The 12,665-nt window shown below is 67.8% G+C and carries 14 protein-coding genes; 7 read left to right on the top strand and 7 right to left on the bottom strand.

Annotated features, from left to right (window positions below; all coding sequences use genetic code 11):
• Positions 1-63: 63 nt before the first annotated feature.
• Positions 64-552 (top strand): GNAT family N-acetyltransferase, encoded by a 489-nt coding sequence (locus BLS81_RS10225; RefSeq protein WP_093223535.1) that lies wholly within the window; start codon positions 64-66, stop codon positions 550-552.
• A 171-nt stretch (positions 553-723) separates the two neighbouring features.
• Here BLS81_RS10225 and BLS81_RS10220 read toward each other — a convergent pair whose 3' ends face one another.
• From BLS81_RS10220 to BLS81_RS10205, 4 genes are all read right to left on the bottom strand, one after another.
• Positions 724-2,052 carry an ammonium transporter gene (locus tag BLS81_RS10220; RefSeq protein WP_093223774.1) on the bottom strand — a complete coding sequence of 443 codons (1,329 nt, stop codon included), beginning with the start codon at positions 2,050-2,052 and terminating at the stop codon, positions 724-726.
• A 26-nt stretch (positions 2,053-2,078) separates the two neighbouring features.
• Positions 2,079-2,417 carry a P-II family nitrogen regulator gene (locus BLS81_RS10215; RefSeq protein WP_093223534.1) on the bottom strand — a complete coding sequence of 113 codons (339 nt, stop codon included), beginning with the start codon at positions 2,415-2,417 and terminating at the stop codon, positions 2,079-2,081.
• Between the two features lie 142 nt (positions 2,418-2,559).
• The gene (locus BLS81_RS10210; RefSeq protein ID WP_093223773.1) at positions 2,560-2,763 is read right to left on the bottom strand and encodes a putative signal transducing protein; all 204 of its coding nucleotides are present in this window, start codon (positions 2,761-2,763) and stop codon (positions 2,560-2,562) included.
• Positions 2,763-3,701 (bottom strand): DUF5996 family protein, encoded by a 939-nt coding sequence (locus BLS81_RS10205; RefSeq protein ID WP_093223532.1) that lies wholly within the window; start codon positions 3,699-3,701, stop codon positions 2,763-2,765. Before BLS81_RS10205 ends, BLS81_RS10210 begins: the two co-directional genes overlap by 1 nt.
• Before the next feature lie 227 nt (positions 3,702-3,928).
• On the opposite strand from BLS81_RS10205, the gene BLS81_RS10200 reads away from it, so the two are divergent.
• Entirely contained in the window at positions 3,929-4,231 is a 303-nt protein-coding gene (locus BLS81_RS10200) for a hypothetical protein (RefSeq protein WP_093223531.1), read from the top strand.
• 40 nt (positions 4,232-4,271) lie between these two features.
• On the top strand, positions 4,272-4,949 hold the full coding sequence (locus BLS81_RS10195) for a hypothetical protein (RefSeq protein ID WP_093223529.1): 678 nt from the start codon (positions 4,272-4,274) through the stop codon (positions 4,947-4,949).
• 21 nt (positions 4,950-4,970) lie between these two features.
• Here BLS81_RS10195 and tldD read toward each other — a convergent pair whose 3' ends face one another.
• Together tldD and BLS81_RS10185 are read right to left on the bottom strand one after the other, a co-directional pair.
• A complete protein-coding gene (gene tldD / locus BLS81_RS10190) occupies positions 4,971-6,401 on the bottom strand; it encodes a metalloprotease TldD (RefSeq protein WP_093223528.1) in 1,431 nt (476 codons plus the stop codon).
• Positions 6,402-6,458: 57 nt separating this feature from the next.
• Positions 6,459-6,692, bottom strand: a complete 234-nt coding sequence (locus BLS81_RS10185; protein WP_093223526.1) for a zinc-finger domain-containing protein — start codon at positions 6,690-6,692, stop codon at positions 6,459-6,461.
• A gap of 88 nt (positions 6,693-6,780) precedes the next feature.
• On the opposite strand from BLS81_RS10185, the gene BLS81_RS10180 reads away from it, so the two are divergent.
• The 3 genes from BLS81_RS10180 to bla all read left to right on the top strand — a co-directional run bounded on the left by BLS81_RS10180 (position 6,781) and on the right by bla (position 10,636).
• Entirely contained in the window at positions 6,781-7,707 is a 927-nt protein-coding gene (locus tag BLS81_RS10180; protein WP_093223771.1) for an ABC transporter ATP-binding protein, read from the top strand.
• Positions 7,708-7,809: 102 nt separating this feature from the next.
• Positions 7,810-9,396 carry an L-aspartate oxidase gene (gene nadB / locus BLS81_RS10175; protein WP_093223525.1) on the top strand — a complete coding sequence of 529 codons (1,587 nt, stop codon included), beginning with the start codon at positions 7,810-7,812 and terminating at the stop codon, positions 9,394-9,396.
• Positions 9,397-9,535: 139 nt separating this feature from the next.
• Positions 9,536-10,636, top strand: coding sequence for a class A beta-lactamase (gene bla, locus BLS81_RS10170; RefSeq protein WP_371128272.1), 1,101 nt, complete (start codon positions 9,536-9,538; stop codon positions 10,634-10,636).
• A 258-nt stretch (positions 10,637-10,894) separates the two neighbouring features.
• Here the strand turns inward: bla and BLS81_RS10165 are convergent, their stop codons facing one another.
• Positions 10,895-11,938 carry a DUF2332 domain-containing protein gene (locus BLS81_RS10165; protein ID WP_093223768.1) on the bottom strand — a complete coding sequence of 348 codons (1,044 nt, stop codon included), beginning with the start codon at positions 11,936-11,938 and terminating at the stop codon, positions 10,895-10,897.
• Between the two features lie 58 nt (positions 11,939-11,996).
• Here BLS81_RS10165 and hisG point away from each other — a divergent pair, with 58 nt between their 5' ends.
• Complete coding sequence (hisG, locus tag BLS81_RS10160; protein ID WP_093223523.1) at positions 11,997-12,659, top strand: ATP phosphoribosyltransferase; 663 nt, start codon at positions 11,997-11,999, stop codon at positions 12,657-12,659.
• Positions 12,660-12,665 lie beyond the last annotated feature (6 nt).

The following is a 12,665-nucleotide window of genomic DNA, read 5'->3' as shown; positions in this document are numbered from 1 at the left end:
CCCGTTCGTGCTGACCCTGCCGAAGCACGTGCCCCAACCGGTACCGGGCAGGGCGAGCGGGCTATGATGCTATCGATCCGTTCCGCCACCTGGGCAGACCGCGCCGCGATCTGGGCGATCCTCGAACCCGTGATCCGCGCGGGCGAGACCTATGCGCTCGAGCGGACGATGCGCAAGGATGCCGCGCTCGCCTATTGGTTCGCGCCCGGCAACCGCGTGTTCGTCGCGGAGGAGAACGGCGCGCTCCTCGGCACCTATCTGTTGCGCGCCAACCAGAGCGGCGGCGGCGCGCATGTCGCCAACTGCGGCTACATGACCGCGGGGCACGCGACCGGACGCGGCATCGCGCACGCCATGTGCGCGCATTCGCTCGATCAGGCGCGCGCGGCGGGTTTTCGCGCGATGCAGTTCAACTTCGTGGTGGTGAGCAACACGCGCGCGGTCGCCTTATGGAAGGCGTGCGGTTTCGCGGTGGTGGGCACGCTCCCCGGCGCGTTCGCGCATCCGGTGCTGGGGGATGTCGATGCGCTGGTGATGTTTCGCACGCTCTGATCCCGCCCCGTCTGACGTTCGATGGCGCTCAGGGCGAGCGGAAAGATCACGATGGATCAACGGGCAACGTCCTCCGCCGCAATAAAAAAGGGCCGGTGCGTCGCCGCACCGGCCTTAGGTCGTCCGCAGGAGGAACGTATTGGGGGGCGGGCTCACCCGCCCCGATTTGGATCAGGCGTTGTAGGCGCGCTCGCCGTGCTCGCCGATGTCGAGGCCCTCGAGCTCGACTTCCGGCGTGACGCGCAGCCCGGTCAGCAGCTTTGCCGCGAAGATCGCGATGGCGGTGCCGACCGAGGCCCAGATGATCGTCGTGGCGACCGCCTCGATCTGCACGATAACCTGATGGCCCATGTCGAAATCGGGCTTGCCGGGGCCGCCGAGCCACGGCGCATAGACGATGCCGGTGCCGACCGCGCCGATCATCCCGCCGATGCCGTGGACACCGAACGCGTCGAGCGCGTCGTCATAGCCGAGCTTGGGCTTGAGGAACGACACCGCGTAATAGCAGACCACCGAGGCGACGCCGCCGAGGATGATCGCGCCGAACGGGCCGGAATTACCCGCCGCCGGCGTGACGGCGACGAGGCCGGCGACGATGCCCGAGCAGAAGCCGAGCGCCGACCCCTTGTGGCCGTTGGCGCGCTCAACCAGCATCCAGAACAGGCCGGCGGACGCGGTCGCGACGAAAGTGTTGATCATGGCGAGCGCGGCCGAACCATTGGCTTCGAGCGCGGAGCCGGCGTTGAAGCCGAACCAGCCCACCCACAGCAGGCCGGTGCCGATGCCGGTCATCGTCAGCGAGTGCGGCGCCATGCGCTCGGTCGGATAGCCGATGCGCTTACCGAGGATCAGCGCGGAGACCAGCGCGGAGACGCCGGCGTTGATGTGGACGACGGTGCCGCCGGCGAAATCCAGCGCGCCCGCCTTGAAGAACAGGCCGCCCGACGCCCAGACCATGTGCGCGATCGGGAAATAGACGATCGTCAGCCACACCGCGCCGAACACCATCACCGCCGAGAACTTCATGCGTTCGACCACCGAGCCGAGCACCAGCGCGACGGTGATCGCGGCGAAGGTCATCTGGAAGCAGATGAAGACATATTCGGGGATGGCGACGCCGGCGGTGAAGGTCGCCGCGGTCGAATCAGGCGTGATGCCCTTCAGGAACGCCTTGCCGAAGCCGGAGATGAAATCGTTGCCGCCGTCACCGAAGGCCATCGTGTAGCCGTACATCACCCACAGCAGCATCGCGAGGCAGGCGACCGCGCCGATCTGCGTCATCGTCGACAGCATGTTCTTGGCGCGCGTGAGGCCGCCGTAGAACAGCGCCAGGCCGGGCACGATCATCATCAGCACCAGCAGCGTGGAGGTCATCATCCAGGCGGTGTCGCCCTTGTTGACGGTCGGCGCGGGCGCGGCGGCCTGCGCCCAGGCCGGCAGGGATGCGAACAGCGCCGCCCCCAGGCCGGCAACGCCGACATATTTCAACGTCTTGTTCATCATTGCCCCCTTCATGAGCCCGGAGTTCACAGTGCCGTCTCGTCGGTTTCGCCGGTGCGGATGCGCACCGTCTGGCCGACATCGAGAACGAAGATCTTGCCGTCGCCGATCGCGCCGGTGTTGGCCGAAGCCTGGATCGATTCGACCACCTTGGCGGCGAGGTCCGACGCGCAGACGATCTCGATCTTGATCTTCGGCACCATGTTGGTGCTGTATTCGGCGCCGCGATAGATTTCGGTCTGCCCCTTCTGGCGGCCGAACCCCTTCACCTCGGTGACGGTCATGCCCGCGACACCGATCTCGGTGAGCGCTTCGCGCACATCGTCGAGCTTGAACGGTTTGATGATGGCAATAACGAGTTTCACTCGACGCCCCCTCTTGAATAGTCCCGAGAGGTGCTGAGCAAACGCCGTGCCAAGTCGAAACGACGCGATTACGCGACGTTCGGCGGAACCAAAACGTTACTTGCGGGTAAATTTTGTGCAGTGGTGCGAAACTGCCCGAATTTCAGGCAGCATCCGCGATGATGCGGCGGGCAGCCTCCGCATCGTCTTCGTCCACCATCACGCGCACCGGGATGAACAGATAGCTGCCGTCGGCGATGCTCGCATTGGCATCGAGCGCGAGCGCCGGAATCCCGTCCGCCTCGAGCCGCCCGATCACGATATGCGCTTCGTTGCGATTGAACCGGCCGACCTCGACAAGCGCCATCAGACCACCACGCGCGGCACGCGCGGCCGGCCGAGCGGGCATTCGAGCGCGTCGCGGCCCCAATGCGCGAGATCCGCCGCCGCATCATAGGTGCTGTGGCAGAAGGCGAGGATCGCCGCCTGCGGATCGGGCGCGGTGCGCACCGCCTCATAGGGCAGGATGAACTCGCCGAGCGTCGCGTCCCACGCAGCGGCCTCGGGCGCGACGGCGGCGGCGGCATAGCCGGGCGGCGAGGGATAGGCATAAGCGTAGAAGGCGGCGGTCGGATAGGCGTCGCTGCCGGGCCAGAAGCCGACGCTCGCTTCCTCGTGGCTATAGGCTTCGCACGTCACGGCGTCGGGCAGACCGGGCACGCCGCCCGGGTGGCGCGGCGCGGCGCGCCCTGAGAAACGCGTCGCCGCGAGATCGAAACTGCCCCAGAAGAAATGCACCGGGCTGGCCTTGCCCAGAAACCCGGTGCGGAACGTGCGGAACGCGCGCGCGATGCGAATCAACGCGTGCCAGAACGCGCGCACCGCCTCCGCGTCATAGGGGCGATGCGCATGGTCCTCGGCGAAGGGCGTCGCATCGGGCATTTCGCTGGGCGCGCCATCGAAGGCGCTCGGCACGCCGAGCTCGTCCAGACAGGCGATCACCGTCTTGTGGAATTCGGCGATGCTGCCGGCATGAAGGCCGATGCCCCGGCTGCGCCCGTCGCTGGTGATGAAGACCAGCCGATCGTGGACGAAATCGAAATCGATTTCGAGAAGCCGGTCGCCGAACGGAATCGCCGAGGTGGTGAGCCCGCGCGCCGAAACATATAGCGGCACGTGCCAGCTATGGTTGAGCCACGGCGTCAGCGCGAGCCGCACCTTGCCCACGATCTGCGTGCGAAGCTGGAGCGCGATCGCGGTCTCGCGCCACGCGGGCCAGTCGAGAGTGGGCCAGTCGTCACGCATCGCCGTCTCCAATCGTCCCGGTCGCCACGCGTCGCATATCGGCATGGCCGCCGAAGCATCGCGCGGGAAACACCGTCGGGTCAACGGGGCGCTCGACGAAGCGGTCGCGGCGGAGGCTCGAAGCCGTGGGCGCCTCCCGCGCGGTGCCGGACACCCATGCCTCGGCTGCTGACTCCGGCGCGCGAATAGTTTAGTATCGGCGCGGTACCGGAAAGGTCAGTGTTCACATGGACGCAAAGAAAGTCGATATCTTCGGGTCTTTCCTGTCGGGTAGCCGGGCGCCGGAGGCGTCGCCGGCCGGCGCGGCCCCGCATCCCGAGATCGAGAACGAACTGCTGTCGCTGCTCGCCAAGGCGCCCGAGCCGATCAGCCTGCGCGATTTGGTCGCCCAGACCAGCGGCAGCCCGACGCAGACGCTGAAGGTGCTCGAGGACATGCAGCAATTCAAACTGGTCCGGAAGACCGACGGCGACAGCGGCGGGCGATACGCGCTGACCAGCCTGGGCAATGATCTGGCGCCGATGGAGTAGACGCACGCGGCGCGGGGGCGCGCGGAAAACGGGGTAAATCATGGTGGCGATGCTCGCTAACTATGTCTTCGCGGGACTGATCGGCGGCATCGCCGGATCGGTGGAGCTGTTGCGGCGCTATCGCGACGATCCGGTCGCGACGCTCCGCCAGCCGGCGGGCATGCTGTATATCGGCTTCAACGCGCTCAGTTCGCTCCTCGCCTATCACCTCGTGCTGGTGTTCGATGTCAAATTCGGGATCAAGGCGGCGGACCCCGTCCGGCTGGTCACGGTGCAAGTGCTCGCGGCGGGGCTCGCGGCGGTCGCCTTCTTCCGCACCACCCTGTTCACGGTGCGACAGGGCGACGCGACGCTCGAAATCGGGCCGAGCGCGATCCTGCAGGTGCTGCTCGCGGTGACCGATCGGTCGGTCGACCGCAGCCGCGCGTTGCCGCGCGCGAGCGAAGTTCCCGAGATCATGCGCAACGTCGATTTCGCCAAGGCGGTGGATGCGTTGCCCGCGTTCTGCTTCGGCGTGATGCAGAACATCGACGCCGACGAGCAGACCGCCGCGCGCGAGCAGACCGGCATCATCGCCCGCAGCACGCTCTCCAACGCGCTCAAGGCGAATCTGCTGGGGCTGCTGCTGGTCAATCTGGTCGGGAGGACGGTCCTGCGATCGGCGGTCACCGCGCTCGGCGGCGAGATTCTTCTCGACCCGGCCGCGCCAGCGCCCTGACGCCGGCGCGGCGGCGCCGCGCTAGACCGCCGTCCCGCCGACCGTCAGCCCCTCGACCAGCAGCGTCGGCTGCCCGACGCCCGCCGGCACGCTCTGGCCGCCCTTGCCGCACATGCCGACGCCCTCGTCGAGCGCGAAGTCGTTGCCGATGCCCTTGACCTTGGTGAGGCAGGTAGGGCCATCGCCGATCAGCGTCGCGCCCTTGATCGGCGCGCCGAGCTTGCCGTTTTCGATCCGGTACGCCTCGGTGCAGGAGAAGACGAACTTGCCCGAGACGATATCGACCTGCCCGCCGCCGAACGACTTGGCGAAAATGCCGGTCTTGACGCGGCTGAGCAGTTCGGCGGGATCGTCGCTGCCACCGCGCATGAAGGTGTTGGTCATGCGCGGCATCGGCGCGTGCGCGAACGATTCGCGGCGGCCGTTGCCGGTCGGCGCGACCCCCATCAGCCGCGCGTTGAGGCGGTCGTGGATATAGCCTTTGAGGATACCGTCCTCGATCAGCACGTTCTCCTGGGTCGGTGTGCCCTCGTCGTCGATCGACAGCGAGCCGCGCCGGTCCATGATCGAACCGTCATCCACCACCGTCACGCCCGGCGCGGCGACGCGCTCGCCGATCCGGCCGGAAAAGGCCGAGGTCCCCTTGCGGTTGAAGTCGCCTTCAAGGCCGTGGCCGATCGCTTCGTGGAGCAGGATGCCCGGCCAGCCCGGCCCGAGCAGCACCGTCATCTCGCCGGCGGGCGCCGCGACCGAGTCGAGATTCACCACCGCCTGCGCCAGTGCCATGTCGATCGCGCGGTTCCATGTCTCGGGCTCGAACAGATCGGCATAGAGATAGCGCCCGCCCAGACCATGCGTGCCGGTTTCGCGGCGGCCGTTCTGCTCGACCACGATCGAGACGTTCAGTCGCACCAGCGGGCGCACGTCGGTCGCGATGAAACCGTCGGGCCGCACGATCTCGACGACCTGCCAGCTTCCCATCAGCGATACAGACACCTGGCTGACGCGCGGATCGCGCGCGCGTGCGGCGGCGTCGATCGTCTGGCACAGATTCACCTTGTCGGCGAACGGCACCAGATCGAGCGGATCGGCGGCGGTATAGAGGTGCCGGTTGGTCGCGCGCGGCGGCGCGGCCTTGGGGCCGGTGGCGGGATCGATCAGCGCCATCGTCTCGGTCGCGCGGCGGATCGCGTCGGCGCTAAGCTCGTTGGCGTGCGCGAACGCGGTCGTCTCGCCCGAGACGGCGCGCAGGCCGAAGCCCGAATGCGTGTCGTAGCTCGCGGTCTTCAACCGACCGTCGTCGAAGCCGAACGCCTCGGACTTGCGATATTGCAGATAGAGTTCGCCATCCTCGGCGCGCGACAGCGCGCTCGCGGCGAGCGCCTGCGCCTCGTCGGGAGAAAGCTGGCCGTCACGATAGAGGAAGGCGCGCGGATCGGTGGGGCTGTTCATCCCGCCAATATAGGGCCGCTCGACGCCGGGTAAATGACCCCCGCGCCGATCCGTCGTTCAGATGCTCGCGCCGGCCGGATGATCGGGCAGGGTCGACTGGTCGACGCCGTCGGCCGGGCCGCCGATCAGCACGAAGCGGCGGTCGCAATAGCCGCAATCGACATAGCCGGTCTCGTCGATTTCGAGAAACACGCGCGGATGGCCGAGCGCGGCCCCGCCGGGAATCTCGCTGGCGCCGTCACAGGCGACGCGGGGCTGGTGGACGCGGGTGATTTCGGGCGGTGCGATCATGGCGGCGAGCGATAGCAGCGCCGGCGCGCGGCTTCAATTGCTCTCTGCGGGGTTGGCGCGCTTGGCCGCGCGGCCTAAAGGTCCGCCCATGACCGAAGCCGCCATCGCGATCACCGATCTGTGCAAGACCTATCAGGGCGGCAAGCGCGCGCTCGATGGCGTGACGTTCGACGTGCCGCGCGGCCAAATCTTCGGGCTGCTCGGGCCGAACGGCGCGGGCAAGTCGACGCTCATCAACATCCTCGCGGGGCTGGTCAACAAGACCAGCGGATCGGCGACGATCTGGGGGTTCGACATCGATCAGCATCCGCGCAACGCCAAGGTGTCGATCGGCATCGTCAATCAGGAGATCCTGTTCGATCCGTTCTTCTCCCCGTTCGAGACGCTCGAGATCGCCGCCGGCCTGTACGGGGTGCCCAAGGGCCACCGCCGCTCGATGGAATTGCTCCGCGCGGTGCATCTCGAGGACAAGGCCAATGCCTATGCGCGTACGCTGTCGGGGGGGATGAAGCGCCGCCTGATGGTGGCCAAGGCGATGGTTCACTCGCCGCCGGTGCTGGTGCTCGACGAGCCGACCGCCGGTGTCGATATCGAGCTTCGCCAGCAGCTCTGGGCCTATGTGAAGACGCTCAACGATCAGGGCGTGACGGTGGTGCTGACCACGCACTATCTCGAAGAGGCCGAGGAGCTCTGCGACCGGATCGCCATCATCAACCACGGTCGGCTGATCGCCAACGAACCGACCCGCGCCTTGGTCGGCATGGCGCAGGAGAAGATCGTCGCGGTGACGGTCGATCGCGACGTGGCGGCGGCGCCGGTGCATGACAGTTTCGAGAAGATCGCGCTCAAGGGCGACCGCGTGCTGGAAGTGACCTATCGCAAGGACCGGGTCAACGCGGGCCAGGTGCTCGCCGCGATCCAGTCGGACGGGTTCGGCATCGTCGATGTCAGCACGCGCGAGGCCGATCTGGAAGACGTGTTCCTCAACCTCACCCGCGCGGCGAACGCGGCCTGAACCGATCAGAAACCCTTCCCCCGTTCGTGTCGAGCGTAGTCGAGACACCTGGGCGGGGGCGGGTGTCTCGACTACGCTCGACACGAACGGAATAAGCATCGCATGCCAGACGCCCATACGAGCGACATCCTCATCATCGGCTCGGGCGCGGCGGGGCTGACCGCCGCGCTCAACCTCGCCGATCATTTCAAGGTAACGGTGCTCGCCAAGGGCAGGCTCGATGAAGGATCGACCGCCTGGGCGCAGGGCGGAATCGCCGCGGTGCTCGAACCGGGCGACACGTTCGAGAGCCACATTAACGATACGATGATTGCGGGCGCCGGCCTCAACGATCTGGCGACGGTCGAGTTCGTCGTCGAGAACGCGCCCAAGGCGATCGCGCGGCTGACCGAACTCGGCGTGCCCTTCAACATGGAGGGTAACGCGCCGCATCTCACGCGCGAGGGCGGGCATTCGCATCGCCGCATCGTCCATGTCGATGACGCGACCGGCCATGCCGTGCAGGTCGCGCTCCAGACGGCGGCGGAAGCGCATCCCAACATCCGGCTGATCCCCGACATGGTCTGCGTCGATCTCGCCACCAGCAAGCATGAGGAGCGCTATTCGGGCGCGGGGCATGTCTGGGGCGTCTATGCGGTCAACCGCGCGACCGGCCGCGTCGAGCTGTTCACCGCGCGCGCGACGATCCTCGCCACCGGCGGCGCGGGCCGCACCTATCTGTTCTCGACCGCGCCGCGCGGCGCGACCGGCGACGGCATCGCGATGGCGTGGCGCGCGGGCGCGCGCGTCTCCAACATGGAGATGATGCAGTTCCACCCCACCTGCCTGTACAACCTCGACGTCAAGAACTTCCTCATCACCGAAGCGGTGCGCGGCGAAGGCGGGCATCTGCTGCTGCCGGATTCAGGCTACCGCTTCATGCCCGATTTCGATCCCCGCGCCGAGCTCGCGCCGCGCGATATCGTCGCGCGCGCGATCGACCACGAGATCAAGCGGCTCGGGCTCGATTACGTCCATCTCGACATCAGCCACCGCGGCGCCGATTTCATCAACGAGCATTTCCCCAACATCAAGGAGAAGCTGCTCGGTCTCGGCATCGACATGACCAAAGAGCCGATTCCGGTCGTGCCCGCGCAACATTACACCTGCGGCGGCATCGTCATCGATATCGACGGGCGCACCGATCTGCCCGCGCTCTATGCGGCGGGGGAATGTTCGGAAAGCGGGCTGCACGGCGCCAACCGGCTCGCTTCCAACTCGCTGCTCGAATGTTTCGTGTTCGGCGAGGCGTGCGCGCGCCACATCACCGACCATTGGGAGGATCTGCCGCCGCCGCCCCGCATCCGCCCCTGGGACGAAAGCCGCGTCACCGATTCGGACGAAGAGGTGGTCATCAAGCAGAACTGGACCGAGATCCGGCGCTTCATGTGGAATTACGTCGGCATCGTGCGCACCACCAAGCGGCTCGAGCGCGCGCAGCACCGCATCCGCATGCTCACCGACGAGATCAACGATTATTACGGCCACTTCCGCGTGACGCCCGACCTGATCGAGCTGCGCAACCTGCTCCAGACCGCCGAACTGATCGTGCGATCGGCGTTGCACCGCAAGGAATCCAGGGGCTTGCACTACACGCTCGATTATCCCGAGATGCTCCCGGAGGCGATCGACACGGTGCTGGTTCCCTGAGCGAGCAGCATTTGCCGCTGATTTGCGTCGGCTCGTCGCGATGGCCGACTCGGGCGGGATGTTATGATATTGCCAAGTTGCGAAAGAATCCGCACCTTCGGCTCTTCCTGCAGATGGGGGTTGGCAGGGCAACCATGAAGTGACCGACACCTTGGCATTCGAATCGTCCCGGCCGCTCACCGGTATCCTGCTCGCCGTGGCGCTGTGCGCCTGCGTCCAAGACACGCGGACGGTGGCGCGGGCGCCCGGCGCGCTTCCCCCACGCTACCCCGCGCAGGTCGTGATGGCGGTGCCGCCGTCCACGCCCCGCCCGGTCGCCGCGCCCGAGGCGCTGGCGCGCTCGATCAACGCGGTGGCGCGCAGCTTCGACGGCCGCGTCGGCGTCGCGGTGCGCAGCATCGACAAGGGCTGGACGGTCGAAAGCAACGGCGATGTCCGCCTGCCGCAGCAAAGCGTGAGCAAGCTGTGGGTGGCGATGACCGTGCTCGATTTCCGCGATTCCGGCCGGCTCACGCTCGACGATCCGATCACCCTCACCCGCAACGACCTGACGCTGTTCCACCAGCCGGTCGCCTCGCTGCTCAAGAACGGTGAATATCAGACCACGGTCGGCGAATTGCTGCGCCGCGCGCTGACGATGAGCGACAACACCTGCAACGATCGGCTGCTGCGCTATGTCGGCGGCCCGAGCGCGGTGCGCGCCTTCATCGCGCGCAAGGGCCTCGGCAACATCCGCTTCGGCCCCGGCGAGCGCCTGCTCCAGAGTGCGACCGCCGGGCTGACCTGGCGGCCCGAATATGCGTTCGGCAACGCCTTCTCGCTCGCGCGCGCGCGGCTGCCGCAATCGGCCCGCATCGCCGCGTTCGAACGCTACGTCGCCGATCCGCCCGACGGCGCCGCCCCGCGCGCGATCGCCGATGCGCTGGCACGGCTCAAGAAGGGCGAGCTGCTCTCGCCCACCTCGACCGCCTACCTCATCAGCACGATGGAATCGTCCAAGACCGGCAAGCAGCGCATGCGCGGCGCGGTGCCGCCGGGCTGGAGCTTCGGCCACAAGACCGGCACCGGCCAGGATCTCGCGGGGCGCACTGCCGGCTATAACGACGTCGGCCTGCTAATGGCGCCCGATGGCCGCGCTTATGCGATCGCGGTGATGATCGGCGACACCCCACGCACGATCCCGCAGCGACAGGAACTGATGCAGTCGGTGGTGCAGGCGGTGGTGGCGAACGGGCAGTAGAAGCGTGAAATTGGGAAAGAGCACGGGCACCCACCCCCACTCCGTTCGCCCTGAGCGAAGTCGAAGGGCGTGCCTCAAGCGCTGACGTCTGCGGCACGTGCTTCGACTTCGCTCAGCACGAACGGAGCGGGGGGGACGGCGCAGGTGGTGGTCGCGAACCAACGGTAGAACCGTCGCCCCGGCGCAGGCCGGGGCCGTTGCGTAGTTTGGCGAATCGGATGCCCCACACATAGCGGCCCCGGCCTAGCCGGGGCGACGTCAGATGGGCTCGATCCACGCGCCATGCGCCTGCGCGCGGGCGAGCTTGACCGGTTCGTCGTGGCCGGGCCAGCTCTGCACCCACAATTGCTGCTCGGCGATCGCGCGATCCGGCTCCATCCGCACCCACGCGAGCGGGCGTTCGGGCGTGGCATGCGCCGCCGCCTGCGCCATCGCCGCCGCGATCCGCGCCTGCCGTTCGGCACCCAGATACTGCCACACCACCGAATGCATCAACACGCGCACGACGCCGTCGGGCTGCGGCTCGGCGAGGCGCGCTTCCACCCAGTCGGCGGCGTCGCCCTGTTCAAGCGCGACCGGCTTCGCGCGGATCATCGCGATTGCCCGCGTCAGGCGCTCCATCCGGTCCGGATTGTCCGCCCACACATAGGCGCGCAGCCGCTCGGCGGCAGCGGGATCGCGCACATCGACGGGCGCGATTTCGACCCCGCGCACCGACTGGATCGCGACCGCCACCGCCGGCGGCGGCGCGCCGCGCCAGTCGGGGCGGATCACGACGGGCGAGTCCGCCGGCCCCACCCCCATACCCCCGAGATCGAAGCGGAAGCGATCGATCAGCAGGTTGAGACCCGCGCTCGATCCGATCTCGATCAGGTCCAGCGGCAGGCCGTACCGCCGCGCCACCTCGGTCAGCCCGGTCATCAAGACCGCCGAGCGGCCAGCCTCGTTGGTCTGCGGCGGGCCATCGAGCCAGGCTAGCAGCGCATCGTCATGCACGGCGAAAGTGGCCCGCAACACCGTTTGCACCGGCCCAGGTGCCACCACCTCACCCGCGAACACACGGCTCAACTCCGGCGCGACCCCGGCGAGGTCGAGCGCATGCAGCCCGCCGACCGTGCGCAGCGGCAGCGCGTCGGCGGTCGGCTCGCCCGGCCAGTCGAGAATGCGCGCGCCCGTTCGCGTCGTACGGTCGAGGCTCACCGCGAGCGCGGCGCAGATCCGCGCGGTGATCGGCGCGCCCATCGTCTCGCAGAAATGCTGCTGGACCCCGAACGCCTGCCGGTTCGCCGCTTCATCCACCATGATTCGCCTCCTGCGCTCTGTTGCGCCGGTGCCGCCGCGCAAGTAAAGCCGCGCCTTCATGACCGATCCGATCATCATCGCCGTCCCCAAGGGTCGCATCCTCGAAGAAGCGGTGCCGCTGCTCGAACGCGCCGGCATCGTCCCCGAGGCAGCGTTCAGCGACGAGGGCAGCCGCGCTTTGCGCTTCCACACGCAGACGCCCGGCATCGACCTGATCCGCGTGCGCGCGTTCGATGTCGCCACCTTCGTCGCGCACGGGGCCGCGCAACTCGGCATCGTCGGCTCGGACGTGCTGGCGGAGTTCGACTATTCCGAACTATACGCGCCAGTCGATCTCGGCATCGGCCATTGCCGGCTGTCGGTCGCCGAACCCGCGCAGATGGCGGCAGGCGACGACCCGCGCGGCTGGAGCCACATCCGCATCGCCACCAAATATCCGCACGTCACCGCGCAGCATTTCGAAGCGCGCGGCGTGCAGGCCGAGTGCGTCAAGCTCAACGGCGCGATGGAACTGGCGCCGCTGCTCGGCCTCGCGCCGCGCATCGTCGATCTGGTCTCCTCGGGGCGCACGCTCAAGGAGAACGGGCTGGTCGAGGTCGAGGTGATCGCCGAGGTCTCCTCGCGGCTGATCGTCAACCGCGCCGCGTTCAAGACGCGCGGTGAGGTGGTGCCGCTGGTCGAACGCTTCCGGCAGGCGGTGGAGATGCGCGATGCCGCGTGACGCGAC

The sequence above is a fragment of the Sphingomonas sp. NFR15 genome, from assembly GCF_900103265.1.
GTDB lineage: Bacteria > Pseudomonadota > Alphaproteobacteria > Sphingomonadales > Sphingomonadaceae > Sphingomonas > Sphingomonas pollutisoli.
Note: the sequence above shows the minus strand (reverse complement) of the source record. Positions and strands in the feature narration are given on the sequence as shown.